The organism is Mycobacterium sp. RTGN6 (genome assembly GCF_033804605.1).
In the GTDB taxonomy this organism is placed as follows: domain Bacteria; phylum Actinomycetota; class Actinomycetes; order Mycobacteriales; family Mycobacteriaceae; genus Mycobacterium.
Genome location: NZ_JAPZKZ010000004.1, coordinates 294,259 through 318,300 on the forward strand (window position 1 = coordinate 294,259; position 24,042 = coordinate 318,300).

General features: G+C 67.5%; 24 protein-coding genes. 9 read left to right on the top strand and 15 right to left on the bottom strand.

From position 1 onward, the window contains the following. Positions 1–3: 3 nt before the first annotated feature. The 9 genes from SLQ33_RS12320 to tkt all read right to left on the bottom strand — a co-directional run bounded on the left by SLQ33_RS12320 (position 4) and on the right by tkt (position 9,414). Positions 4–534 (bottom strand): ester cyclase, encoded by a 531-nt coding sequence (locus tag SLQ33_RS12320; protein WP_319454116.1) that lies wholly within the window; start codon positions 532–534, stop codon positions 4–6. Positions 535–616: 82 nt separating this feature from the next. After that, on the bottom strand, positions 617–1,294 hold the full coding sequence (locus SLQ33_RS12325) for an isochorismatase family cysteine hydrolase (protein WP_319454117.1): 678 nt from the start codon (positions 1,292–1,294) through the stop codon (positions 617–619). A 20-nt stretch (positions 1,295–1,314) separates the two neighbouring features. Beyond that, positions 1,315–2,595, bottom strand: a complete 1,281-nt coding sequence (locus SLQ33_RS12330) for a cytochrome (protein ID WP_319454118.1) — start codon at positions 2,593–2,595, stop codon at positions 1,315–1,317. Then, positions 2,595–2,972: an ATPase gene (locus tag SLQ33_RS12335; protein WP_319454119.1), complete on the bottom strand. Its 378-nt coding sequence runs from the start codon at positions 2,970–2,972 to the stop codon at positions 2,595–2,597. The genes SLQ33_RS12330 and SLQ33_RS12335 overlap by 1 nt, the downstream gene beginning before the upstream one ends. Next, entirely contained in the window at positions 2,965–3,732 is a 768-nt protein-coding gene (gene pgl / locus SLQ33_RS12340; RefSeq protein WP_319454120.1) for a 6-phosphogluconolactonase, read from the bottom strand. Before pgl ends, SLQ33_RS12335 begins: the two co-directional genes overlap by 8 nt. Next, positions 3,725–4,636 (bottom strand): glucose-6-phosphate dehydrogenase assembly protein OpcA, encoded by a 912-nt coding sequence (opcA, locus tag SLQ33_RS12345; protein WP_319454121.1) that lies wholly within the window; start codon positions 4,634–4,636, stop codon positions 3,725–3,727. Before opcA ends, pgl begins: the two co-directional genes overlap by 8 nt. Further along, complete coding sequence (gene zwf, locus SLQ33_RS12350) at positions 4,633–6,180, bottom strand: glucose-6-phosphate dehydrogenase (protein ID WP_319454122.1); 1,548 nt, start codon at positions 6,178–6,180, stop codon at positions 4,633–4,635. The genes opcA and zwf overlap by 4 nt, the downstream gene beginning before the upstream one ends. Continuing rightward, the gene (tal, locus tag SLQ33_RS12355) at positions 6,177–7,298 is read right to left on the bottom strand and encodes a transaldolase (RefSeq protein ID WP_319454123.1); all 1,122 of its coding nucleotides are present in this window, start codon (positions 7,296–7,298) and stop codon (positions 6,177–6,179) included. The genes zwf and tal overlap by 4 nt, the downstream gene beginning before the upstream one ends. 22 nt (positions 7,299–7,320) lie before the next feature. After that, on the bottom strand, positions 7,321–9,414 hold the full coding sequence (gene tkt / locus SLQ33_RS12360; protein WP_319454124.1) for a transketolase: 2,094 nt from the start codon (positions 9,412–9,414) through the stop codon (positions 7,321–7,323). Positions 9,415–9,618: 204 nt separating this feature from the next. On the opposite strand from tkt, the gene SLQ33_RS12365 reads away from it, so the two are divergent. Then, positions 9,619–10,536: a heme o synthase gene (locus tag SLQ33_RS12365; protein WP_319454125.1), complete on the top strand. Its 918-nt coding sequence runs from the start codon at positions 9,619–9,621 to the stop codon at positions 10,534–10,536. Here the strand turns inward: SLQ33_RS12365 and arfB are convergent. Together arfB and SLQ33_RS12375 are read right to left on the bottom strand one after the other, a co-directional pair. Further along, positions 10,533–10,958 carry an alternative ribosome rescue aminoacyl-tRNA hydrolase ArfB gene (arfB, locus tag SLQ33_RS12370; RefSeq protein WP_319454126.1) on the bottom strand — a complete coding sequence of 142 codons (426 nt, stop codon included), beginning with the start codon at positions 10,956–10,958 and terminating at the stop codon, positions 10,533–10,535. The two genes, SLQ33_RS12365 and arfB, sit on opposite strands and share 4 nt — an antisense overlap. A 6-nt stretch (positions 10,959–10,964) precedes the next feature. Further along, positions 10,965–11,939: a quinone oxidoreductase gene (locus tag SLQ33_RS12375; protein WP_319454127.1), complete on the bottom strand. Its 975-nt coding sequence runs from the start codon at positions 11,937–11,939 to the stop codon at positions 10,965–10,967. Positions 11,940–11,957: 18 nt separating this feature from the next. Here SLQ33_RS12375 and SLQ33_RS12380 point away from each other — a divergent pair, with 18 nt between their 5' ends. Then, a complete protein-coding gene (locus SLQ33_RS12380) occupies positions 11,958–12,896 on the top strand; it encodes a hypothetical protein (RefSeq protein WP_319454128.1) in 939 nt (312 codons plus the stop codon). Here the strand turns inward: SLQ33_RS12380 and SLQ33_RS12385 are convergent. The 4 genes from SLQ33_RS12385 to mptB form a co-directional block, all read right to left on the bottom strand. After that, positions 12,846–13,802: a heme A synthase gene (locus SLQ33_RS12385; RefSeq protein WP_319454129.1), complete on the bottom strand. Its 957-nt coding sequence runs from the start codon at positions 13,800–13,802 to the stop codon at positions 12,846–12,848. The two genes, SLQ33_RS12380 and SLQ33_RS12385, sit on opposite strands and share 51 nt — an antisense overlap. A gap of 65 nt (positions 13,803–13,867) precedes the next feature. After that, positions 13,868–14,644: an ABC transporter permease gene (locus SLQ33_RS12390; RefSeq protein ID WP_319454130.1), complete on the bottom strand. Its 777-nt coding sequence runs from the start codon at positions 14,642–14,644 to the stop codon at positions 13,868–13,870. Further along, positions 14,641–15,573, bottom strand: coding sequence for an ABC transporter ATP-binding protein (locus SLQ33_RS12395; protein ID WP_319454131.1), 933 nt, complete (start codon positions 15,571–15,573; stop codon positions 14,641–14,643). The genes SLQ33_RS12390 and SLQ33_RS12395 overlap by 4 nt, the downstream gene beginning before the upstream one ends. Further along, positions 15,570–17,291 carry a polyprenol phosphomannose-dependent alpha 1,6 mannosyltransferase MptB gene (gene mptB, locus SLQ33_RS12400; protein WP_319454132.1) on the bottom strand — a complete coding sequence of 574 codons (1,722 nt, stop codon included), beginning with the start codon at positions 17,289–17,291 and terminating at the stop codon, positions 15,570–15,572. The genes SLQ33_RS12395 and mptB overlap by 4 nt, the downstream gene beginning before the upstream one ends. A 40-nt stretch (positions 17,292–17,331) precedes the next feature. On the opposite strand from mptB, the gene SLQ33_RS12405 reads away from it, so the two are divergent. From SLQ33_RS12405 to SLQ33_RS12435, 7 genes are read left to right on the top strand one after another with little or no spacing between them, the layout of a single operon-like run. Beyond that, on the top strand, positions 17,332–18,156 hold the full coding sequence (locus SLQ33_RS12405; protein ID WP_319454363.1) for a metalloregulator ArsR/SmtB family transcription factor: 825 nt from the start codon (positions 17,332–17,334) through the stop codon (positions 18,154–18,156). After that, positions 18,153–19,583: a Fe-S cluster assembly protein SufB gene (gene sufB / locus SLQ33_RS12410; protein ID WP_319454133.1), complete on the top strand. Its 1,431-nt coding sequence runs from the start codon at positions 18,153–18,155 to the stop codon at positions 19,581–19,583. Before SLQ33_RS12405 ends, sufB begins: the two co-directional genes overlap by 4 nt. Then, positions 19,580–20,761: a Fe-S cluster assembly protein SufD gene (sufD, locus tag SLQ33_RS12415; RefSeq protein ID WP_319454134.1), complete on the top strand. Its 1,182-nt coding sequence runs from the start codon at positions 19,580–19,582 to the stop codon at positions 20,759–20,761. Before sufB ends, sufD begins: the two co-directional genes overlap by 4 nt. A gap of 1 nt (position 20,762) precedes the next feature. Then, positions 20,763–21,536: a Fe-S cluster assembly ATPase SufC gene (sufC, locus tag SLQ33_RS12420; RefSeq protein WP_319454135.1), complete on the top strand. Its 774-nt coding sequence runs from the start codon at positions 20,763–20,765 to the stop codon at positions 21,534–21,536. 1 nt (position 21,537) lies between these two features. Further along, complete coding sequence (locus tag SLQ33_RS12425) at positions 21,538–22,800, top strand: cysteine desulfurase (protein ID WP_319454136.1); 1,263 nt, start codon at positions 21,538–21,540, stop codon at positions 22,798–22,800. 14 nt (positions 22,801–22,814) lie between these two features. Next, on the top strand, positions 22,815–23,273 hold the full coding sequence (sufU, locus tag SLQ33_RS12430) for a Fe-S cluster assembly sulfur transfer protein SufU (protein WP_319454364.1): 459 nt from the start codon (positions 22,815–22,817) through the stop codon (positions 23,271–23,273). Next, positions 23,248–23,595: a metal-sulfur cluster assembly factor gene (locus tag SLQ33_RS12435; RefSeq protein WP_319454137.1), complete on the top strand. Its 348-nt coding sequence runs from the start codon at positions 23,248–23,250 to the stop codon at positions 23,593–23,595. The genes sufU and SLQ33_RS12435 overlap by 26 nt, the downstream gene beginning before the upstream one ends. The last annotated feature ends 447 nt before the right edge of the window (positions 23,596–24,042 follow it).

Below are 24,042 nucleotides of genomic sequence, written 5' to 3' on the forward strand. Positions count from 1 at the left end.
TCATCACGACCGTTGTGAGCGGGCCCGACGCCGCGCCAACAACATTCGCACCAGGTACACCGGAGAAGGCGGTGTCCAGCCGAGCTGCTGTCCCATCCCGAGGTCGTCCCGATTGGCCCAGTGCTCGATCACCTTGCCCTCGGCCATGCGAAACCAATGGGTCTGGGTGACGGCAAAGCTGCGTCCCCGGGGCGGGAACGCCATCACCGGCCTGGCATCGGGTCCGTAACTGACGAACGGACCGGTCTGTCGCCCGCGCATCGTGGCGTGAACCACGACGAGGTTGCCGTCCTGGACGGCCTCGTGAACGTCCCAGGTGAGCTCGGAGAAGGCGGAACGCAGCCAAAGGGCGGTCGCATGGAACGCGGCGGGACCGGCGCCGCGTGCCGCCGTCGGTTCCGCGGCGGACTCCCGATTGACCGCCTCGGGATGCACGACGTCGCCGAAGTCGGCCAACTCGGCGGTTTCCATGAGGTGAATCGACCGGACGCAGACATCCTTTGCGTCGGTGATGGGGCTCGATTGCGCGAACATGTCGAAAGCATGGCCTGCGGGTTCTTCGGTGACATGGAGAAGACGTGGAGATCGCGTGGAGATCGGTGGAACGAAAGGGCCGTCACCTCAACAGGTCGACCACCATGTCGGTCGGCATGACGTCCCCGAATGTCGAGTAGACGGCACACAGGGCGGCGTTGTGGTCGGCGTCGGTGTCGGCCGCGTTTGCGTCGGTCACCATCACCACCCGGTAGTTGAGCATCATTCCGTCGCGGGCCGTCGACTCGCAGCAGACGTCGGTGAGGCAACCTGTGATGAGCAAGGTGTCGATGCCGCGTTCCCGAAGGTATGCGTCGAGTCCGCTCGAGCCCTGGACGAGTGCCGAGAACTTCGTCTTCTCGATAACGGGTTCGTCGTCGAGCACGTCGAGGTCGGCCCAGATCTGGTGTCCCTCAGTGCCCTTCACCAGCGCATTGCTGCGACGGTCGCCGTTCTCGGGCGTCGAGAGCCGGTAGTAGGTCGACCAGTCGGCCGATACCTCGTCGGTGTAGGTGGTGACGATCCACACCACCGCCCCGCGGGCGGCTCGCATTGCGGCGGCAAGTCGGTTGATGTTCGGCACGATCTGCGGCGCGGTCTTGATCTCGACGAACGCCACCCCGGGCAGCATGAACGCGTTTTGCATGTCGATGACGATCAACGCCGTCCTGGCCGGATCGAGGTCGGTGAAGACGTGCTCGGCGCCTCGTCGCTTGATCACCCGGTCCACGACCCACTGCGGTATCTCGACGTCGTGCATGTGCGCCTCCTGGCTAGGGTTCAGCGACGTTCGTAGTGGATCGGACAGGCGTCCGCGGCCCGGGCGACGCCGCCGATCTGGGCAGGCACGGGCAGCGGGTGTGCCGTCCAGCCTGGCGTCAGTTCGTAGCGGCCGAGCAACCGCGTCGTCGCGGCGGTCATGGCGGCCAGCGAGAACGGCTGCGCGGGGCAGGAATGCTTCCCGTGGCCGAACGCCGTGACCAGCATCGGCGATGCCAAGGCGTCGGCCTCGGTCAGCCGGTGGCGATGCCAGCGAGTGGGATCCCAATGGTCGAGCCCCGGCGCGACCGTCGTGTTGAGCAGCGGAAGCAGCGTCGCGATCGTCCATCCGACGGGGACCTCGACCACCACGTCGCCGGCGTCGAACGAGACCGGCGTCAACACCGCGCGCGACATGATCGAGCGCTGCGCCATCCGAGTGCTCTCGAGTGCGCACCGCTGCGCGAGGTCGCGGTCGCCCGCGGCCACCGTCCTGGCCTCTTCGGGGTGCTCGACGAGGTCCACCAACGCCCAGCCGAGTGCGGCCATCAGATTCGACATCGACGCGATGTGGATCAGTGCGACGTCCAATGCGATCCCGCGGTCTCTGGTGTCCTCGGGTTCCGCTGCCCAGGCGGCGACTATGCGGCCGAACAGCGAGTCGTAGGGCTGCGAATCACGTTGTTGCAGCATGTCTTCGACGACGGCTACCACGTCGTCGAGCGCCGCGCGCTCGGCGCGCTTGTCCGAGGCGGCGATCGCGGCCATGGCGTCGGGGTGAACGAAGGCATCGGAGCCGTCCAGCGTGTCGAACGCAGACACCAGGCGCTCGAACGTCGCGCCGTCCGCGGCGCCGGTGCCGGCCCACGAAGCCAGCCCCATCCGGTGTCCGAGGCGGCGCGTCAGGTCGAACACGTCGACGGATCCCGCGTCGCCGAGCTCGGTCTCGGTGGCGTCGAGTGCACGTTCCAGGTTGGTGAGATAGGACGCCACGTCGTCGCGGCGGAACAAGGAATCCGGCAGCGTGCGACGGTCGATGAAGATCTCGTCGGGCAGCTTTCGTCGCAGCATCAGATAGTCGGCGACGCCCTTGCTCGCAGTTTCCTCGGGCAGCGCGTAGAACGATTCCACACCGGTGGGGGAGAACGTGAACAGGTAGTGGGTGGTGCCGCTTTCGACCACGAACGTATCGCCGTACCGGTCGCGCGCCTCGCCGATGGCTGCGACCGCGTCGTCAGCCGCTACGTCCCACGGCAGTCCGACGCCAACGGCCACCGGCAACGAGGTGACGGCAACCGGCACTACAGGCCGGTGGTCTTGCGGACGGCGTTGACCGCTCCGCGCACCGCGTTTTCAGTCGCGGACCACGGCGCCATCACCGATTCGCCAAGCCCCACTATGCGCTCGACGCGGTCCACGATCGCCTCGAGTCGCTCCACGACGCCGATCAGCCGTGGCGCCAGTTCGTCGATGCGCGTGATGGTGTCGTTGAACCGGACGAGGGTGGCATCGAGGCCGCTCGTCGAGTTGTTGAGGTCGGACAGCGTATCGCTGAGGTCGCCGAGCACGGCCTCGACCTGCTCCACCGTGACGTCGGCGTTGAGCGCGGCCTGCGTGAGCGTCTTGATCCGCTCGCGCCCCGTGCGAGGACGTGGCGAACGGTCGGACTTGTCAACCATGGTCGTCAGTATGCGACGACGACAGCTTGGCCGCGGCGGCTTCGTCGAGTAGCCACACCGTGGCGTCGCGTCCGATGGCTCCCGCCGCGGGCACGTCGTCGGAGGCGGCACCGCCAACGGCGGCCGCCACTGCATCTGCCTTCTCTGCCCCGCCGACCACCAACCAGACCTCGCGCGAGCGCCGTACTGCGGGCAGTGTCAGGGTGATGCGGCGCGGCGGCGGTTTGGGGGAGTCGGTGACTCCGACGACCATTCGCGTCTGCTCCCGCACCGCGGCGGTGTGCGGGAACAGCGAGTTGACGTGCCCCTCGCCGCCCATGCCGAGGAGGTGTACGTCGAAGTCGGGTGTCGGCGCGCCGTCCTGGGCGTTGCCCGCCAGCACCTGCTCGTAGGCGAGTGCCGCGGCCGCGATGTCGTCGCCGAATTCGCCGTCGCTGGCCGGCATGGCATGGACGTTGGCGGCCGGGATGTCGACGTGATCCAAAAGCGCCTCACGGGCCTGCTTGTCGTTTCGGTCGTCGTCGGCGGAGGGGACGTAGCGGTCGTCACCCCAGAACAGGTGCACCTTGGCCCAGTCGATGGCGTCGCCGTGGTCACCGACGTGCTTGAGCAGCTTGACGCCGGTGCCGCCGCCGGTCAGCACGACGTAGGCCACCCCACGCGCGTCGATCGCACCCGTGATGGCCCCGACCAACCGATCGCCCGCCGCGGTGACCAACGCACCCGGATCGGCGTACCGCCTGATCTCGGTCTTACGCATAGGTCACCTTGTCGATGCCTTGAAGAGCCGCGTAGAAGATCTCGTCCGCGTCGAGCCGGCGCATGTCCTCGGCCAGGCACTCGCGAGTTTCCCTGCGCGCCAGGGGAACCAGTGCGTCGGGTTTGCCGGTCCGGGTCAACGATGCGGTGACGCCCTCCTGCGGCCGGCTGAGCGTGATGGTCTCGCCCGTGCGGACCAGCTGCACCTTCAACTCGCCGACCTGACGGGTCACCGGGCCGTCGATGCGACTGGCCAGCCAGCCGGCCAGAATGTCCAGCGCGGGTTCGGTCTTCAGTCCCGACACCACCGCGGACTGGATCGGCTCGAACGGCCCCTGATCCAGGGTCGAGGTGAGCAGTGCGCGCCAGTAGGTGATCCGGCTCCACGCCAGGTCGGTGTCTCCCGGGGTGTAACCCTGCAGCCTGCTCTTGATCGACGCCAACGGGTCTTCGCCGTTGGTGGCATCGGTGATCCGACGAATCGCCAACTGGCCCAACGGATCCTGAGCGGGTACCTCAGGCGCGACGTCAGGCCACCAGGTCACCACTGGGGTGTCGGGAAGCAGGAACGGCGTCACCACGCTGCTGGCGTGGTTGGCCAGCGGCCCGGATAGCCGGAGCACCACCACCTCGTTGGCGCCGGCATCGCGGCCGACGCGCAGTTGCGCGTCCAGCTGGGCCTCGGTGGCGAGCCGGTCGCCCGGGACGACGACGATGACCCGGCAAGGGTGCTCGCGACTGGCGGCATTCGCCGCGTCGATCGAATCCTCCAGCAGCGCTTCGGTATCGGGGGCGATGACGAGGGTAAGCACGCGGCCGAGCGTGATCGCGCCGCCCTCCTCGCGGAGTTCGACGATCTTTTTGTTGATGACGTCGGTCGACGTGTCAGGAAGGTCGACGATCATGGCCTTCTCCACTCTCGGCCGGACCGGCGCAGCATCTCGAACGCCGACGCGGGTCCCCAGGTGCCGGACTCGTACTCGTCGGGTTTGCCATGAGAGGCCCAGTAGTCCAGCGCCGGATCCAGTATCTTCCAGGACAATTCGACCTCTTCGTTGACCGGGAAGAGTGATGGCTCGCCAAGGAGCACGTCGAGGATCAGCCGTTCGTAGGCCTCTGGCGACTCCTCGGCGAACGCGGAGCCGTAGGAGAAGTCCATGCTGACGTCGCGGACCTCCATGGCGTTGCCCGGCACCTTCGATCCGAACCGCAGCGTGATGCCCTCGTCCGGCTGCACGCGTATCACCAGTGCGTTCTTGCCAAGTTCCTCGGTCATGGTGGCGTCGAACGGCAGGTGCGGCGCCCGCTTGAACACCAGCGCGATCTCGGTCACCCTGCGGCCCAAGCGCTTTCCGGTGCGCAGGTAGAACGGCACCCCGGCCCACCGGCGAGTGTCCACGTCCAGGGTTATCGCGGCGAACGTCTCGGTTGTGGACGTCTTCGAGAAGCCCTCCTCATCGAGCAGTCCCACGACCTTCTGGCCGCCCTGCCAGCCGGGCCCGTACTGACCGCGGGAGCTGGTTTCGGCAAGTGGCTCGGCCAGCCTGGTGGCCGACAGCACCTTGACCTTCTCGGCCTGCAACTCGGCCGGAAGAAAGCTGACGGGCTCCTCCATCGCGGTGAGCGCAAGCAGCTGGATGAGGTGGTTCTGGATGACGTCGCGGGCGGCGCCCACCCCGTCGTAATAGCCGCCACGACCGCCCAATCCGATGTCCTCGGCCATCGTGATCTGGACGTGGTCGACGTAGTGGGCGTTCCAAATGGGCTCGAACATCTGGTTGGCGAACCGCAGCGCCAACATGTTCTGCACGGTTTCCTTGCCCAGGTAGTGGTCGATGCGGAACACCGACGACTCGGGAAAGACGCTGTTCACCAGGTGGTTGAGGTCCTCGGCGCTGGACAGGTCGTGACCGAACGGCTTCTCGATCACCACGCGGCTCCAGCAGCCGTCCGGTTTGTTGGCCAGTCCCGTCTTGGACAGTTGCTCGAGCACCTGCGGGAACGCCTTCGGCGGGATCGACAGGTAGAACGCGTGGTTGCCGCCGGTGCCACGTTCGGCGTCCAGCTTGGACAGCGTCTCGGCGAGCCGCGCAAATGCCTGATCGTCGTCGAAAGTGCCTGGGACGAAGCGGATTCCCTCGGCCAGCCGGTCCCAGACCTCCTGACGGAAGGGCGTGCGGGCGTGCTGTTTGACCGCGTCGTAGACGACCTTGCCGAAGTCCTCGTCAGCCCAATCTCGCCGCGCGAACCCGATCAGGGCGAACGTCGGCGGAAGCAGGCCACGATTGGCCAGGTCGTAGATGGCGGGCATCAGCTTCTTGCGCGCCAGATCGCCCGTCACGCCGAAGATCACCACCGCACACGGACCCGCGATGCGCGGCATCCGCTTGTCGCGCTTGTCCCGCAGCGGGTTGACCCAGCCTGACGGCTTGGTGTCGCAGTCGGTCATTTCGCAGCGGCGTCGAGCTGGCCTTGGGTGGCTTCGAGCAACTCGTTCCAGGCGTTCTCGAACTTCTCCACGCCCTCGTCCTCGAGCACCTTGAACACGTCGACGAGGTCGATGCCGATGGCGCCCAGCGCGTCGAACACCTCCTGTGCCGCCACGGCGGTGCCGCTCACGGTGTCCCCGGTGACGTCGCCGTGATCGGCGAACGCTTCCATCGTCTTCTCCGGCATCGTGTTCACGGTGTCCGGGGCGACCAGATCGGTGACGTAGAGGGTGTCCGGGTAGTCCGGGTTCTTCACTCCGGTGGAGGCCCACAGCACCCGCTGTACCCGCGCGCCGCCGTCCGCCTTGAGCGCGCCGAACCGGCGGCCCTGCTCGAACACCTGCTGGTAGGCGGCGTAGGCGAGCCGGGAGTTGGCTATGCCAGCCTTGCCGCGCAGTGCCAGCGCGTCATCCGAACCGAGCTTGTCCAGCCGGGCGTCGATCTCGGTGTCGACGCGGGATACGAAGAAGGACGCCACGGAATGGATCCGGGCCAGGTCGTGGCCGGCTTCCTTTGCCTTCTCCAACCCGGACAGGTAGGCGTCGATGACGGCCTCGTGCCGTTCCACCGAGAAGATCAGGGTGACGTTCACCGAGATGCCCTCGGCGATCACCGCGGTGATGGCGGGCAGGCCAGCCAGCGTCGCCGGGATCTTGATGAGCAGGTTCGGGCGGTCGACGATCTTCCACAGTTCGATGGCCTGCAGGATCGTCTTGTCCGTGTCGTGGGCGAGCCGCGGATCCACCTCGATGGAGACCCGGCCGTCGAACCCGTCGGAGGCTTCGTACGCCTTCGCGAGCACGTCGCACGCGTTGCGGACGTCATCGGTGGTGACGGTGCGGATGGTGGCGTCGACGTCTGCGCCACGTTCGGCCAGTTCGCTCACCTGCGCGTCGTATGCCGTGCCCTTCGAGAGCGCGGCCTGGAAGATCGACGGATTGGTGGTGACGCCCACGACGCTGCGGGTGTCGATGAGGTTCTGAAGGTTGCCCGTCTGCAGCCGTTCGCGGGACAGATCGTCGAGCCACACGGATACGCCCGCCGCGCTCAGTGCAGCGAGCTGAGGGTTCTGAGTCATAGCTGCTCCTTTTGGGGGATTGTCAGTTGTCCATCGATCGCTCCGCGGCGGCCACCACTGCCTCTGGGGTGAAACCGAACTCACGGAACAACGTCTTGTCGTCGGCCGAGGCGCCGTAGTGCTCGATCGACACGATCTCGCCGGTGTCGCCGACGAGCTTGTGCCAGCTTTGGGCGATGCCGGCCTCGACGGCCACCCGCGCCGACACGTCGGGCGGCAGCACCTGGTCGCGGTACTCCTTGGGCTGGCTCTCGAACCACTCCACACACGGCATCGACACCACGTAGGCGACGATATCCTTGTCCGCCAGCTGCTTTCGGGCCTCGACCGCCAGCTGCAATTCGGAGCCGGTGGCGATGATGATGACGTCGGCGTCGTCGGCTGGGTTGCCGCCGCCCAGCACGTAGCCACCCTTCGCGACGCCTTCGGAGCTAGTGCCCTCCAGGACCGGGATGCCCTGACGGGTAAGGATGAAGCCCACCGGGCCGCTGCCGTTGTTGCGCGCAATGATGCTGCGCCACGCGTAGGCGGTCTCGTTCGGATCGCCGGGCCGCACCACGGACAAGTTGGGGATTGCGCGCAGTGCCGCCAGGTGCTCGACCGGCTGGTGGGTGGGACCGTCCTCACCGAGGCCGATCGAATCGTGCGTCCAGATGTAGATGGTGTCGATGTCCATCAGCGAGGCCAATCGCACCGCGGGCCGCATGTAGTCCGAGAACTGCATGAAGGTGCCGCCGAAGGCCCGGGTCGGCCCGTGCAGCACGATGCCGGACAGGATGGATCCCATCGCGTGTTCGCGGATGCCGAAGTGCAGCACGCGGCCGTACCAATCGGCCGTGTAGTCAGAGGTCGAGATCGACGGCGGGCCGAAGGACTTGGCGCCCTTGATCGTGGTGTTGTTGCTGCCGGCCAGATCTGCTGAGCCACCCCACAACTCGGGAAGCTTGGGTGCGACGTCGTTGAGTACCTGGCCGAACGCGGCGCGGGTGGCCACCGCCTTGCTTCCGGGCTCGTAGTTCGTCAGGTCGGCGTCCCAGCCCTCTGGAAGTTCCTGGGCGAGCAACCGGTCCAGCAGCGCCTTGCGCTCGGGTTCGCGAGCCGCCCATTCGTCGAAGCCCGGCTGCCAGGCGTCGCGCGCCTGCTTGCCGCGGGCCACCAACTCGCGCGTGTGGGCGATGACCTCGTCGCGGACCTCGAAGTTCTTGTCGGGGTCGAAGCCGAGCACCCTCTTGGTGGCGGCCACCTCGTCGGCGCCGAGTGCGGACCCGTGCACGCCGCCCGTGTTCATCTTGGTGGGGGCGGGGTAGCCGATGATCGTGCGGACCGAGATGAACGACGGCTTGTCGGTGACGGCCTTCGCGGCGTCGATGGCTTCTTCGATTCCAACGACGTTCTCGCCGCCCTCGACCTCCTGCACGTGCCAGCCGTAGGCCCGGTATCGCGCGGGCACGTCCTCGCTCAACGCGATGTCGGTGTCGTGCTCGATCGAGATCTTGTTGTGGTCGTAGAACACGATGAGGTTGCCGAGCTGCTGGGTGCCTGCCAGCGAGGACGCTTCGCTGGTCACGCCCTCCTCGATGTCACCGTCGGAGGCGATCACGTAGATGTAGTGGTCGAACGGGCTGGTGCCCGGGGCGGCGTCCGGATCGAACAGCCCGCGTTCGTAGCGCGCGGCCATCGCCATGCCAACGGCCGAGGCAAGCCCCTGGCCGAGCGGACCCGTCGTGATCTCCACGCCCTTGGTGTGGCGGAACTCGGGATGGCCCGGTGTCTTGGAGCCCCACGTGCGCAGCGCCTCGATGTCGGGGAGCTCGAGCCCGAACCCACCGAGGTACAGCTGGATGTAGAGCGTCAGGCTCGAGTGCCCGCAGGACAGCACGAACCGGTCACGGCCTAGCCAGTGCTCGTCGGTGGGATCGTGGCGCATCTGCCGCTGAAAGAGGGTGTACGCCAGGGGCGCCAGGCTCATCGCCGTCCCTGGATGGCCGTTGCCGACCTTCTGCACCGCGTCGGCCGCCAGCACGCGCACGGTGTCGACCGCGACCGAATCGAGTTCGGTCCAGTCGTCGGGGTGGTTGGGCTGGGTGAGCGCGGAGATCTCTTCCACAATGGTCACGAACTCACTCCTCGAGTAGGCAAGCCGGTCATCATCACCCTAATGGGGAACTCTCCCCGTCCGCAGGCTGCATCCCTCGAGTTGTCGAGTAGGCAATACGGCCGTTACCGGCGAATCGACCCTGAGATGTTCGGTTCACAGGGCCGCGGTCTACCATCGTCTGTAGTAGAAGCTGCGCGCTGCCGCGACCTGAGGAGTAATTGCGTGAGCATTCGCGAGCGCGTCGCGCCCAGTCGAATCCGCACTACGCTGCTGGCTTACCTGGCATTGACCAAGCCGCGCGTAATCGAGTTGCTGCTTGTCACGACCATCCCGGCGATGCTCCTGGCTGAGCGCGGCACGGTGAATCCGCTGCTCATCCTCAACACGCTGGCCGGTGGAATTCTGGCCGCCGCGGGCGCCAACACGCTGAACTGTGTCGCCGACGCGGACATCGACAAGTTGATGAAGCGCACCGCGCTGCGGCCGCTGGCGCGCGCGACGGTACCCACCCGGCACGCACTGATCTTCGGTGTCGCGCTGTCGGTCGGATCGTTCTTCTGGCTGTGGTGGACCACCAACCTGCTCTCGGGCATCCTCGCGGTCGTCACCATCGCGTTCTACGTGTTCGTCTACACCCTCCTGCTCAAGCGGCGGACGTCGCAGAACGTCGTGTGGGGCGGGGCGGCCGGCTGCATGCCGGTGATGATCGGCTGGTCGGCGGTCACCGGCACCATCGGTTGGCCGGCCGTGGTGATGTTCGCCATCATCTTCTTCTGGACGCCGCCGCACACCTGGGCACTGGCGATGCGCTACAAGGACGACTACAAGGCGGCCGGGGTGCCCATGCTGCCCACGGTGCGCACCGAGCGGCAGGTCACCCTGCAGATCTTGATCTACACGTGGCTGACGGTGTTCGCGACGCTGGGCCTGGCATTGGCCACCGGTTGGCTCTACGCCGCCGTCGCACTGCTCGCAGGAGCGTGGTTCCTGACGATGGCCCACCAGCTGTACAGCGGCGTCAAGCGCGGCGAACCGGTCAAGCCGTTGCGCCTCTTCCTGCAGTCGAACAACTACCTGGCCGTCGTCTTCTGCGCGCTGGCCGTCGACTCCGCGCTGGCGCTGCCCAGGGTGCTCGGCTAGTCCCAGCTGCCGCGGCGGCCCTGCTTGACGTCACCCCGGCGCTTCTTGTTTGCGATCCGGCGCTCCTTGGAACCCCTGGTCGGCTTGGTCGGCCGTCGTATCGGCGGTGGGGCGGCGGCCGCCTCTCGAAGGATGAGGGCCATCCGTTCGCGGGCGGCCGCGCGGTTCTGCAGTTGTGCACGATGTTCGCTCGCGACGACCGTCAGCACTCCGTCGGTGAGCCGACTGCGCAGCCGCTGCAACACTCGTTGGCGCAACCACGCCGGTACCGACGGCGAGCGGGCGACGTCGAAGGACAGCTCGACCCGGCTGTCCGTCGTGTTGACACCCTGCCCGCCGGGACCGGACGACCTGGAGAAGCGCTCGCTCAGCTCGGCGGCGCGCACCACGAACGTGCGCGTCACGATCAGGTCATCGGCCATGTCGGCTCAGGGCACCAGCACCACTGAACCGACGGTCTTGCGGCCCTGCAGATCGCGATGCGCATCGCTGGCCTCCGCCAACGCGTAGCGACGGCTGACGGTGATGTCGAGGACCCCCGTGGCGATCGCCTCGAGCAGTTCTCCTGCACGCCAGCCGAATTCGTCGGGAGTATGCGCGTAATGGGCCAACGTGGGACGGGTGAGGAACAGCGACCCCGCGCTATTGAGCCGCTGCGGATCGAACGGGGGCACCGGGCCGCTCGCCGCACCGAAGAGCGCCAGCGTGCCCCGCAGCTTGAGACTGGCCAGGCTCGCCTCGAACGTCGAGGCGCCGACGCCGTCGTACACGGCGGCCACGCCGTTGCCGCCGGTGAGCTCACGGATCGTCGCGCCGAACTTGGCCGGGTCCTCGGGATAGTCGAGTACCTCGACGGCGCCGGCCTTGCGGGACAGCTCGGCCTTCTCGCTGGTGGACACCGTGGTGATGACCTTCACCGCCATGCTGGTCGCCCATTGCGTGAGGATCAGCCCGACACCACCCGCGCCGGCGTGCACCAGCACGGTGTCGCCCTGCTGGACGGGATAGACGGACTTGATGAGGTAGTGCGCCGTCATGCCCTTCAGCAGGGCCGAGGCGGCGACTTCCGCGGGCACGCCGTCCGGGACGTAGGCCACCAGATCGGCTGGGGCCAAGCAGAATTCGGCGTACGCGCCGTCCGCCTGTGCGGTGACGACGCGATCGCCGATCCCGAGCGCGGCGACGTCGTCGCCGACGGCGGCGATGGTTCCGCACACCTCGGTGCCGACGACGAAGGGCACCTCACGCGGGTACTGACCCGATCGGAAGTAGGTGTCGATGAAGTTGACGCCGATCGCCTCGGCCTTGATGAGCACCTGGCCGGGGCCAGGCTTCGGCTGTAGCTTCTCGACGTAGGTCAGGACTTCCGGTCCGCCGGTCTCGGCGACTTCGATGGCGTGCATGCCACCTATCATTCCAACGTGAAACTCGCACGGCCCAACGTTCGCCATCCCCGCATCGTCTTCGCAGGTTGCCGCGCTCTCGTCGACGGCGACGGCGACGACGCGGGCCTGATCCCCGCACTTCGGGCCCGTGGGCTGCATGCGCGCTGGCTGGCCTGGGACGATCCCGAGATCGACGGCGCCGACCTGGTGATCCTGCGGGCCACGTGGGACTACATCGACCGGCTCGACGAGTTCCTGGCGTGGACGACCCGGGTGCCCAACCTGCTAAACGCGCCGGACGTCATCGCGTGGAACACAGACAAGCGCTACCTCGTCGAGCTCGAGGACGCCGGGGTTCCGACGGTGCCGAGCCGCTTCTTCGCGCCGGGGGAGCAGCTCAAGCTGCCCAAGGGCGAGCTGGTGGTCAAGCCTGCCGTCGGTGCGGGATCGGTTGGCGCACTGCGGTTCACCGACCGCGACGCGGCGCTCGAGCACGCGGCGGCGCTGCAGTCCGACGGGCGCACGGTGCTGGTGCAGCCGTACGACGCGCGCATCGCCGACGGCGAGACGGCGCTGGTGTTCCTCGCGGGCAAGCAATCGCACGCGTTCACCAAGGAACCGCTGCTTCCTCCGCCGGGAGCCAAGCCGGAGTTCGACGAGTCCGGGACGTACGCCGAGGAGACGTTGCGCCCGGCCGAGCCGGACTTCGAGCTGTGGGACGTCGGATACGCAGCGCTCGCCGCCGCCGCCGACCGCCTCCAGATTGCGCCCGAGGAGTTCCTGTACGCGCGGGTCGACGTGATCGGAGGAGCGGACGATCCGCGCCTGCTCGAGTTGGAACTCGTCGAGCCGTCGCTCGGCTGGCGCCAACTCGACCAAGACGCACGCGCCACCCAGCAGCGCGAGTTCGCCCTTGGGGTGGAGTCAGCGCTCGAGCGGCTCGGGCTGGGCCCGCTGTCGCATCGAGGCCCATAGCGCTGCGGTCGCGGCCGTACACGCGGCGGCGCCCGCGACGTGCACGGCGACCAGTGCCGCGGGCACGCCGCTGAAGAACTGGACGGTGCCGACGAGGCCTTGGACGCAGACCAGTGCGAGCAGCACCCCGAGTCGCAGGATCACCGGCCGGGGCGCGCGGACCGCCAGCAGCGCGAACCCGAGGCCCACCACCAGCGACAGGTAGGCCACCAGCAGCGACGAGTGCAGGTGAACCAGGGTGGTGATCTCGACCTGAAGCCGTGGCACCGGTTGCTCGACGCTCTTGTCGCCCGCGTGCGGCCCGGCGCCGGTGACCAGGGTTCCGGCGACGAGTACGGCCGCCAGCGTCATCGCGGTCAGCACGGTCAACCACCGCAACGGTTTTGGCACCAGTGCCGTCGGCACACCATCGTCGGGTTCGCCGATCTTGACGTAAAGCAGCACTGCCAGCCAGACCATGGTCATCGAGACCAGGAGGTGGATGGCGACCGTCCACCACAGCAGCCCGGTCAGCACGGTGATGCCGCCAATGACGGCCTGCGCCACCGTCGAGATGGGCATCAGCCATGCGTAGCCGAGTACTTCGCGTCTGCGTCGCGCGCGCGTCACGGCGAGCACCGCGAGTGCGGCAGTCAGCACCACCAGGAACGTGATCATCCGGTTGCCGAACTCGACGGCCTGGTGAATGACGGGCACTTCGGCGACCGGGACGGGGGTGAAGCTGCCTGGGAAGCACTGCGGCCAGGTAGGGCACCCGAGCCCGGATGCGGTGACACGCACGATCGCGCCGGTCACCGCGATGCCGCCCTGGGTCAGGATGACGGCGGCGGCGATGATGCGCTGGACCCGCAGGCTGGGCTCCGGCAGCACGTCGACGAGTCGCAGGAGGAGTCGTCCGACGGGCATCGCCCGATCGTAGAGCAGCAAGAACTACACGCCGTAGTAGGGCCTCTATTTCGACGGCCCGGCCGTCAGGTGAAGCGGAACCACCGCAGCGCGGCGATGGATCCGAATGCGCCCCAAGCGATCAGCACCGCGATGCCGAACCAGTCGACCGACAGCGTCATGGCGTGCGACAGCGCCTCGGTCAACGCGCCCGACGGCGTCAACCTGGCCGCCCACTCGGCGCCGGGCGGGACCATGCCTCCGCCGAGCGTCAGTGCCCCGAGTCCGGCGAAGACGAACCACAACAGGTTGGCGATCGCGAGCACCAGTTCGGCCTTCAACGTTCCGCCGAGCAGCAGTCCCAGGGCGGCGAACACGGCCGTTCCGAGTGCGATGATGACGGCGCCCAGAAGTAGGCCCGCAGCGCTTGGGCGCCAGCCCAATGCAAAGCCGATGGCGCCCAACAGAATCGACTGAAGGAACACCACTGTCACGACGGCGAGTGACTTCCCGGTGATGATGCCCCAGACGGGCAGCGCGGTGGCGCCCAACCGCTTGAGCGCGCCGTACCGCCGGTCGAACGCCACCGCGATGGCCTGGCCGGTGAATGCGGTCGAGATCACCGCGAGCGCCATGATCGCCGGGACGAACGTGGCGACGCGGTTGGTGCCGAACGACGACCCGATCGGCAGCAACACCAGACCAATCAACAGCGTGATCGGAATGAACATCGTCAGGAGCAGCTGTTCGCCGTTGCGCAGCAGCAGCTTGAGTTCCAGCCCGAACTGCGCGGCCAGCATGCGAGGCACCGTCGCGGGGCGCGGATCGGGCGAAAACGTGCCGGGGGCAAAGCGATTCGTCACGGTCGCAACTCCCGACCCGTCAAGTCGAGGAACACGTCCTCGAGGCTCCGCCTATCGACGCGCATGTCGGTGGCCAGCACGTCGAGCCGGGCGCACCACGCGGTCACCGTCGCGAGCACCTGCGGGTCGATCTGGCCCTCGACGAGGTATTCGCCCGGCGCCCGCTCGGTGGCCTGGTAACTCTCGGGAAGCGCCGAGATGAGCAGCGTCAGGTCCAGCTGCGGCGGCGCGGAGAAGCGCAACTGATTCTCGGAGCCCTGATTCATCAGCTCGGCGGGGGTCCCCCTTGCCACCGCGACGCCGTGATCGATGATGACCAACTGGTCGGCGAGTTGCTCCGCCTCGGTCAGCTGGTGGGTCGTCAGCACCACGGTGACCCCGTCGCGGCGCAGCCCGTCGATCAACTCCCACACCACGATTCGGGCATGAGCGTCCATGCCTGCCGTCGGCTCGTCGAGGAACACCAACTCCGGTCGCCCAACGACGGCGCACGCCAGCGCCAGCCGTTGCTGCTGGCCTCCCGACAGTCGGCGGTACGTGGTCCGACCCGCCTCGGTCAGCCCCAGCGTGTCCATCAACCACGCGGGATCCAGGGGGTTGGCCGAATACGCGGCAACGAGATTCAGCATCTCGGCAGCCCGGGCCGCCGGATAGCCCCCACCGCCCTGGAGCATCACCCCGATGCGTTCACGCAGGGAGGCGTTGTCGGCCGTCGGGTCGAGCCCGAGGATCTCGATGGTGCCCTCGTCGGGCCGCAGGAATCCCTCGCACATCTCCACAGTCGTCGTCTTGCCCGCCCCGTTGGGGCCTAGCAGCGCGAGCACCTGGGCCCGGCCGACCTCGAGGTCCAGCGCGTTGACCGCCGTCGTCGACCCGAACCGCTTGCTGACCCCGCGCAGCAGCACGGGGATGTCGGAACGGGACGTCACGGAGACTCAGCGTAGGCGTCCGGCTTGATGGGCGTCGGCCCCGCCTGCGCGGTGGTGGACGTGCCCGGCCCAGCCGTCGACGCGGACCCCGCGGTCCCGTTCGTGTCGGGAAGCGGACGCCAGGGAAGTCGGCGATACGTCACGGCGATCAGGATGAACACGATCAACAGGCTCGCCACCGTCGCGTCGAGGATTTGGAAGATCGTGAAGCGGTCCCCGTTGGCCGTCGGACCGAAGATGCCGACCATCAGCGTCAGCGCGATCGCGGTGCCGCGGAACCCTGGCCGCGTCGCCCAGGTCGCCAGCGGCACGATTGCCCACAGCAGGTACCAGGGCTGGACCACCGGGAAGAACAGTATGGTCACGCCGAGCGCCACGCCCAGCCCGCCGACGGGGTGCAGTCTGCCGCGCAGCACGGCCAACAGCAGCCAGGTCACCAGGATGGCGATGGCGACGACGCCGATCGCGCGGGTGAGGCCCAGCACGGACGTGGTGTGGTCCCCGAGTCCGAGCAGGATGCCGATCTGGCCGGTGGCCAGCGCGACCAGGGTGGGTGGCGACATCCACGACCGCACGACGTTCGCCGTGCCGAGGGTGAAGAGCCAGCCGAAGCCCAGCCCGCTGACCCACCCGATGAGCGCAATCACCGCCAGAGAGATGGCGGCAAGTGCTCCCGTCGCGGCGAAGAACGCCCTCACGGTGCCGCCCCACCGGCGCGCCAGGGCCATCGCGACGAAGCCGACCGCCAGCAGCGACGGCAGCTTCACCTGGGAGGACATCGCGATCAGCACGGTGCCCGCCACGAGCATGGCCAGCGGATACCACTGTGCCCAGTCGTCGCGGCCACGTGGCCAGTGCGGCGGCCGGGGGCACATCCGTTTCGTACAGTCGGTGCCCCGCAAGGCCAACTCGGTGCCGGCCAGCATCAGCCCCAGCATGAGGGCCTCGTTGTGGATGCCCGCAACCAGATGCATGAACAACAGCGGGTTGCATGGGCCTAGCCAGAGTGCGCTGACCTCGGCAACCCCGCAGCGTCGCGCCAAACGTGGGGTGGCCCAGAGGATCAGCGCGACGCCGCCGAGCACGATCAGTCGGTGACAGAGCACTGCTGCGACGATGTTGTCGCCCGTCAGCGTGGAGACGCCGCTGCCGAGCCACAGGAACAGCGGTCCGTACGGGGCGGGTGTCTCCCGCCACATACTCGGAACGGTCAGCGTGAAGACGTGGTCGAGCCCAAGCCCGGAGGCCGGTCCGACCTTGTACGGGTCCAGTCCGAGTCGGGCGATCTGGCTCTGCGCGAGATAGGAGTAGACGTCCCTGCTGTACATCGGCGGGGCGACCAGCAGCGGCAGTGCCCACAGCAGCAAGGTGCGGTCCAGCTGGCTGCGGGACATGCGGCGGCTGCCGAGTGCGAACCGGCCCAGCATCAGCCAGGCCAGCGCCATCATCACCGCACCCGTGGTGGTCATCGTCAGGGACACCGTCTGAATGCGGGACGGCAGGTTGAGCAGCCGCACCCCGAACGTCGGGTCCTGGACGACGGGTCGGGCGCCCGCGCCGAGCGCTCCGATCGCCATCAGCACCGTGCCCGTCGCGCCGAATACACGCGTGCGACGCAGCGATGCGACCTCGGCGGCGTTGAGTGGGGACCCGACCGTGGTCTCGTCGGCGTGCCAGCGGGCGACGGCCGAGCTCAGAGACTGTCGGCGGGCTGCCATCCCAGCAGCGTAGCCAGCCGACGATCGGTGGCCGACCGGGATTGCGGTAAGGGTGGCCTTGCTAGACCGCCTCGTCGAATTCCGTCACAATGGTGTTGTGGAATTCGGTTCGGAGGGGTCGAGCACGGCTGTCGCCGCTCCGCACGCGTCCGCGGGCGGTGCCACATCCGACGGCCATACCCGCCGCGCAATCGTGCAACTCCTGCTTGAAGGTCCCATCACCGCTGGTCAGATCGGTGAGCGGCTGGGCATCTCCGCCGCAGGCGTGCGTCGGCACCTCGACGCCCTCATCGATGCGGGCGACGCCGAGTCCCACGCCGCGGCGGCATGGCAGCACAACGGCAGGGGTCGCCCCGCCAAGCGGTACCGCATCACGGCCGCGGGCCGGGCCAAGCTCGATCACACCTACGACGACCTCGCAGTGGCGGCCATGCGGCAGTTGCGCGAGCTCGGCGGCGACGAAGCCATCCGAACGTTCGCGCGGCGCCGCATCGACACCATCCTGGCGGGAGTAACCGACGGCCCCGACGATGTTGAATCGACTGCCGATAGGGTTGCGGCGGCGCTGACCAAGGCCGGCTACGCCACCACCACGACACCGGTGAGCGGGCCGATCCACGGCATCCAGCTGTGCCAGCACCACTGCCCGGTGTCACACGTCGCCGAGGAGTTCCCGGAGTTGTGCGAAACCGAGCGTGAGGCGTTCGCGGAGCTCCTGGGCACCCACGTGCAACGCCTGGCCACCATCGTCAACGGCGACTGTGCGTGCACCACCCACGTCCCCGTCATCCCCGAGAAGCAACTTTCCATTCGGCTCACAGCCCGAGCCGAAACCATCACGACCCACCAAGGAGCGTCGACATGACGACAACACCGGAGGCCCAGCTGACGCAGGACGAGGCCATCGCCTCGCTCGGCAACTATGGCTATGGCTGGTCGGACTCGGACGTCGCGGGTGCGAGCGCGCAGCGTGGGCTGTCGGAGGCCGTCGTGCGCGACATTTCGGCGAAGAAGAGCGAGCCCCAGTGGATGCTCGACGTCCGCCTGAAGGCGCTACGGACGTTCGACAAGAAGCCGATGCCGAATTGGGGCTCCAACCTCGAGGGCATCCACTTCGACAACATCAAGTACTTCGTGCGGTCCAGCGAGAAGCAGGCCGCCACCTGGGACGACCTGCCCGCGGACATCAAGAACACCTACGACCGGCTGGGCATCCCCGAGGCGGAGAAGCAGCGGCTGGTCTCCGGTGTCGCGGCTCAGTACGAGTCCGAGGTGGTCTACCACTCGATCCGCGAGGATCTCGAGGCGCTCGGCGTCATCTTCCTCGACACCGATACCGCTTTGAAGGAACACCCGGAGCTGTTCAGGCAGTACTTCGGCACCGTGATCCCGGCCGGTGACAACAAGTTCTCCGCGCTGAACACCGCGGTGTGGTCGGGTGGTTCGTTCATCTACGTGCCAAAGGGCGTGCACGTCGACATCCCGCTGCAGGCCTACTTCCGGATCAACACCGAGAACATGGGTCAGTTCGAGCGGACGCTGATCATCGTCGACGAGGACGCCTACGTGCACTACGTCGAGGGCTGTACCGCGCCGATCTACAAGAGCGACTCGCTGCACTCCGCGGTCGTCGAGATCATCGTGAAGCCCGGCGGCCGGTGCCGGTACACGACGATCCAGAACTGGTCGAACAACGTCTACAACCTGGTCACCAAGCGGGCGCGCGCGGAGGCGGGCGCCACCATGGAGTGGGTCGACGGCAACATCGGCTCCAAGGTCACCATGAAGTACCCGGCGGTCTGGATGACGGGCGAGCACGCCAAGGGCGAGGTGCTCTCGGTGGCGTTCGCCGGCGAGGGCCAGCACCAGGACACCGGCGCCAAGATGCTGCACCTGGCGCCCAACACGTCGAGCAACATCGTCTCCAAGTCGGTGGCCCGCGGTGGTGGCCGCACGTCCTACCGTGGCCTCGTCCAGATCAACAAGGGTGCCCACGGCTCGCGTGCCAGCGTGAAATGCGATGCGCTGCTTGTCGATACGATCAGCCGCAGCGACACCTACCCGTACGTCGACATCCGCGAGGACGACGTCACGATGGGTCACGAGGCCACGGTGTCCAAGGTCAGCGCGGACCAGCTGTTCTACCTGATGAGCCGCGGGCTGACCGAGGACGAGGCCATGGCGATGGTGGTGCGCGGGTTCGTCGAGCCCATCGCCAAGGAACTCCCGATGGAGTACGCCCTTGAGCTCAACCGGCTGATCGAGCTGCAGATGGAGGGCGCGGTCGGATGACGCGTTCGAATCTGACGGATACGGTCGAAGGGATCGTCAAGAACAAGGGCGAACTGTTCGCCTCGTTCGACGTCGACGCCTTCGAGGTGCCCGGCGGCCGCGACGAGTTGTGGCGGTTCACGCCGCTGAAGCGGCTGCGCGGGTTGCACGACGGAACTGCGCCAGCGACGGGTAGCGCGCTCATCGAGGTCGGCGAACGCCCCGGCGTGACGATCGAGACGGTGCGCCGCGGCGACGAACGGCTCGGCCAGGGCGGGGTACCGACCGACCGAGTTGCGGCGCAGGCGTTCTCGTCGTTCAACTCGGCGACCGTGGTGACCGTGGCCCGCGACACCGAGGTGGCCGAACCCATCGAGATCGTCGTCACCGGCCCCGGCGAAGGCGCGGTGGCCTACGGACATCTGCAGGTCCGCGTCGAGGAACTCTCCAGAGCCATCGTGGTCATCGACCTGCGCGGCAGCGGAACCTACGCCGACAACGTCGAGTTCATCGTCGGTGACTCGGCGGGGCTTGGTGTCATCTGGATCGCCGACTGGGCCGACGACATGGTGCACGTCAGCGCCCATCACGCTCGGCTGGGCAAGGACGCGGTACTCGGGCACGTCAACGTCACGCTGGGTGGCGACGTCGTCCGCACGACGGCGACGGTGCGCTTCGACGGTCCCGGCGGCGACGCCAAGCTGCTCGGCACGTACTTCGCCGACGATGGTCAGTTCTTCGAGTCGCGGTTGCTGGTCGACCACGCACAACCGAACTGCAAGTCCGACGTGCTGTACAAGGGTGCGCTGCAAGGCGATCCGGATTCCAAGCGGCCCGACGCACACACGGTGTGGATCGGCGACGTGTTGATCCGCGCCGAGGCGACTGGCACCGATACCTTCGAAGTCAACCGAAACCTGGTGCTCACCGACGGCGCCCGCGCCGACTCGGTGCCCAACCTGGAGATCGAGACGGGCGAGATCATCGGCGCCGGGCACGCAAGTGCCACGGGACGTTTCGACGACGAGCAGTTGTTCTACCTGCGTGCCCGCGGAATCCCCGAAGCCCAGGCCCGTCGCCTGGTGGTGCGCGGCTTCTTCGGCGAGATCATCGCCAAGATCGCCGTCCCCGCCGTGCGTGAGCGCCTCACCGAAGCCATCGAACGAGAACTAGCCATCACCGAATCGAGAAATAGCTGATATGACCACATTGGAAGTCAAGGACCTGCACGTCTCCGTCGTCTCCGCTGAGGACGGGACGGACATCCCGATCCTCAAGGGCGTCAACCTGACCGTGAAGTCGGGGGAGACCCACGCGGTGATGGGCCCCAACGGTTCTGGCAAGTCGACGCTGTCCTACGCCATCGCCGGGCATCCCAAGTACACGGTCACCTCTGGGTCCATCACGTTGGACGGTGCGGACGTGCTGGAGATGAGCATCGACGAACGGGCCCGCGCCGGGCTGTTCCTCGCGATGCAGTACCCCATCGAGGTCCCCGGCGTGTCGATGTCGAACTTCCTGCGTACCGCGGCCACCGCCGTTCGCGGCGAAGCCCCGAAGCTGCGGCATTGGGTCAAGGAAGTCAAGACCGCGATGACCGAGCTCGACATCGACCCGTCGTTCGGTGAGCGCAGCGTGAACGAGGGCTTCTCCGGCGGCGAGAAGAAGCGCCATGAGATCCTGCAACTCGGTCTGCTCAAGCCCAAGATCGCGATCCTCGACGAAACCGACTCGGGGCTCGACGTCGACGCGCTGCGCGTCGTCAGCGAGGGCGTCAACCGGTACGCCGAGTCCGAGCACGGCGGCGTGCTGTTGATTACCCACTACACCCGCATCCTGCGCTACATCCAGCCGCAGTTCGTCCATGTGTTCGTCGATGGCCGGATCATCGAGTCCGGTGGCCCCGAGCTTGCCGACGAGCTCGAGGAGCACGGCTACGAGCGCTTCACGCAGGCCGCTGCCGCAGGAGCCTGACATGACGACCTCGGTACGGACATTGGATCCCACTGAGGTGGACAGGATTCGGGCGGACTTCCCGATCCTGGGCCGGGTGATGCGCGGCGGAAAGCAGTTGGCGTACCTGGATTCCGGTGCGACGTCGCAGAAGCCGCTGGCCGTGCTCGACGCCGAGCGGAGCTTCTTGACCCATTCGAACGGTGCCGTGCACCGTGGGGCGCACCAGCTCATGGAGGAGTCCACGGACGCCTACGAGCAGGGCCGCGAGGACCTCGCGGCGTTCGTCGGCGCCGACGTGGACGAATTGGTGTTCACCAAGAACGCCACCGAGTCGATCAACCTGGTCTCCTACGCATTGGGGGACAGGCGGTTCGAACGCGCCGTGGGTCCCGGCGACGTCATCGTCACCACCGAACTCGAACACCACGCCAACCTCATCCCGTGGCAGGAGTTGGCCCAGCGCACCGGTGCCACGTTGCGCTGGTACGGCGTGACTGACGACGGTCGCATCGACCTGGATTCGCTAGAACTCGATGAGCGCGTGAAAGTGGTTGCCTTCAGCCACCATTCGAACGTGACGGGGGCCGTGGCGCCGGTCGCCGAACTGGTGGCGCGGGCCCGTGCCGTTGGAGCGTTGACGGTGCTCGACGCGTGCCAGTCGGTGCCGCACCAACCCGTCGACTTCCACGCCCTCGACGTCGACTTCGCCGTGTTCTCGGGCCACAAGATGCTCGGCCCGACGGGCATCGGCGCGCTCTACGGGCGGCGCGAGGTGCTGCACGCGCTGCCTCCGTTCCTCACCGGCGGGTCGATGATCGAGACCGTGACGATGGAGGCCACCACCTACGCGCCCGCCCCGCAGCGGTTCGAGGCCGGCACGCCCATGACGTCGCAGGTGGTCGGACTGGCCGCCGCCGCAAGGTATTTGAGCGCCATCGGGATGGGGGCGGTGGAACAGCACGAGCAGGAGCTGGTGGCCACCGCGCTGACCGGATTGGCCTCGGTCGAAGGCGTCCGGATCGTCGGGCCCCTGTCCACCGAGCGGCGCGGTTCACCCGTGTCGTTCGTCGTCGACGGCGTCCACGCGCACGACGTCGGCCAAGTGCTCGACGACGAGGGTGTCGCCGTGCGCGTGGGACATCACTGTGCGTGGCCGCTGCACCGCCGGTTCGGCATCGCCGCGACCGCGCGGGCGTCGTTCGCGGTTTACAACACGCTCGACGAGGTCGACCGCTTGGTCGCCGGAGTCCACCGGGCCGTCGAGTTCTTTGGGCGGGACTAGTGCGGCTGGAGCAGATGTACCAGGAAGTGATCCTGGACCACTACAAGCACCCGCACCATCGTGGACTGCGGGAGCCCTTCGGTGCCGAGGTGCAGCACGTCAACCCGACGTGCGGCGACGAGGTGACGCTGCGGGTGGCGCTGTCCGAGGACGGCGACACGGTGACCGACGTCTCCTACGACGGGCAGGGCTGTTCGATCAGTCAGGCCTCGACGTCGGTGCTCACCGATCAGGTCATCGGCCAGCCGGTGGGCGACGCGCTCAAGACCGTGGCGGCGTTCACCGAGATGATCGCGTCACGCGGCAACGTCGAGGGGGACGAGGACGTGATTGGCGACGGCATCGCCTTCGCCGGCGTCGCCAAGTACCCGGCGCGCGTAAAGTGCGCCCTATTGGGCTGGATGGCTTTCAAGGACGCTTTGGCGCAAGCCAGTGAGGAGACGCTCGATGAGCGAAACAGCCGCGCAGGGTGACGAGCTGATCGCCGACCTCGAGGAGGCGATGCGCGACGTCGTCGATCCCGAACTCGGAATCAACGTCGTCGATCTGGGCCTTGTCTACGGGCTGAACGTCGAGAAGGGGGAGTCGGGAGACGTTGCGCTCATCGACATGACCCTGACGTCGGCGGCGTGCCCGCTCACCGACGTCATCGAGGACCAGTCGCGCAACGCGCTCGTCGGCGCCGGACTCGTCACCGAGATCAAGATCAATTGGGTGTGGAATCCGCCATGGGGGCCGGACAAGATCACCGAGGACGGCCGCGAGCAACTGCGGGCGCTCGGCTTCACCGTCTAGCGCTGACCGAGTCGCGCGGCCTGGAGTTGTCGGTGGCGGCTGCCAGGATGTGGGAATGGGTAGGCAGCTGCGCCGCATCGGTGATCCGGTGGTGGCTGCGCCGCCGGCGGGGGTGCGGATCCGGACCCGAGTTCGCCTCAGTGAGGCTGAGGCCGCCGCGCTCGCGGAGATCGGATCGTTTCTGGGATCGGTGTACCGGACGGAACTGGCGGCCCGGGTGCAACTGGGTCGGTTGGACCACGAGGGGCACGCTGCGTGGCGCGCTCGGCGCAAACAGGCGCTCACCGCAGTGTCGTCGTCGCGGTGGGCTGGGGCGATCACACGGGCCGTGGAGGACCAGTACCAGCTGGGCATGCGAGGGCTCGGTGTTCACGTCGCTGATCTGCACGCCGCGGTCGAGGTGCTCGAGCAGCGGTGTGCGCTGCGGCCCGGTGAGCAGGAAGCCAT

What these genes read in the sequence shown, in the direction of transcription:
- SLQ33_RS12385 (WP_319454129.1), bottom strand. Translation starts at nt 13,802, where the DNA reads ATGCCCGTCGGACGACTCCTCCTGCGACTCGTCGACGTGCTGCCGGAG.
- tal (WP_319454123.1), bottom strand. Translation starts at nt 7,298, where the DNA reads ATGACTCAGAACCCTCAGCTCGCTGCACTGAGCGCGGCGGGCGTATCC.
- sufB (WP_319454133.1), top strand. Translation starts at nt 18,153, where the DNA reads ATGACGACAACACCGGAGGCCCAGCTGACGCAGGACGAGGCCATCGCC.
- opcA (WP_319454121.1), bottom strand. Translation starts at nt 4,636, where the DNA reads ATGATCGTCGACCTTCCTGACACGTCGACCGACGTCATCAACAAAAAG.
- SLQ33_RS12325 (WP_319454117.1), bottom strand. Translation starts at nt 1,294, where the DNA reads ATGCACGACGTCGAGATACCGCAGTGGGTCGTGGACCGGGTGATCAAG.
- arfB (WP_319454126.1), bottom strand. Translation starts at nt 10,958, where the DNA reads ATGGCCGATGACCTGATCGTGACGCGCACGTTCGTGGTGCGCGCCGCC.
- SLQ33_RS12335 (WP_319454119.1), bottom strand. Translation starts at nt 2,972, where the DNA reads ATGGTTGACAAGTCCGACCGTTCGCCACGTCCTCGCACGGGGCGCGAG.
- SLQ33_RS12435 (WP_319454137.1), top strand. Translation starts at nt 23,248, where the DNA reads ATGAGCGAAACAGCCGCGCAGGGTGACGAGCTGATCGCCGACCTCGAG.
- zwf (WP_319454122.1), bottom strand. Translation starts at nt 6,180, where the DNA reads ATGACCGACTGCGACACCAAGCCGTCAGGCTGGGTCAACCCGCTGCGG.
- mptB (WP_319454132.1), bottom strand. Translation starts at nt 17,291, where the DNA reads ATGGCAGCCCGCCGACAGTCTCTGAGCTCGGCCGTCGCCCGCTGGCAC.
- sufD (WP_319454134.1), top strand. Translation starts at nt 19,580, where the DNA reads ATGACGCGTTCGAATCTGACGGATACGGTCGAAGGGATCGTCAAGAAC.
- pgl (WP_319454120.1), bottom strand. Translation starts at nt 3,732, where the DNA reads ATGCGTAAGACCGAGATCAGGCGGTACGCCGATCCGGGTGCGTTGGTC.
- SLQ33_RS12425 (WP_319454136.1), top strand. Translation starts at nt 21,538, where the DNA reads ATGACGACCTCGGTACGGACATTGGATCCCACTGAGGTGGACAGGATT.
- SLQ33_RS12375 (WP_319454127.1), bottom strand. Translation starts at nt 11,939, where the DNA reads ATGCACGCCATCGAAGTCGCCGAGACCGGCGGACCGGAAGTCCTGACC.
- SLQ33_RS12320 (WP_319454116.1), bottom strand. Translation starts at nt 534, where the DNA reads ATGTTCGCGCAATCGAGCCCCATCACCGACGCAAAGGATGTCTGCGTC.
- sufC (WP_319454135.1), top strand. Translation starts at nt 20,763, where the DNA reads ATGACCACATTGGAAGTCAAGGACCTGCACGTCTCCGTCGTCTCCGCT.
- sufU (WP_319454364.1), top strand. Translation starts at nt 22,815, where the DNA reads ATGTACCAGGAAGTGATCCTGGACCACTACAAGCACCCGCACCATCGT.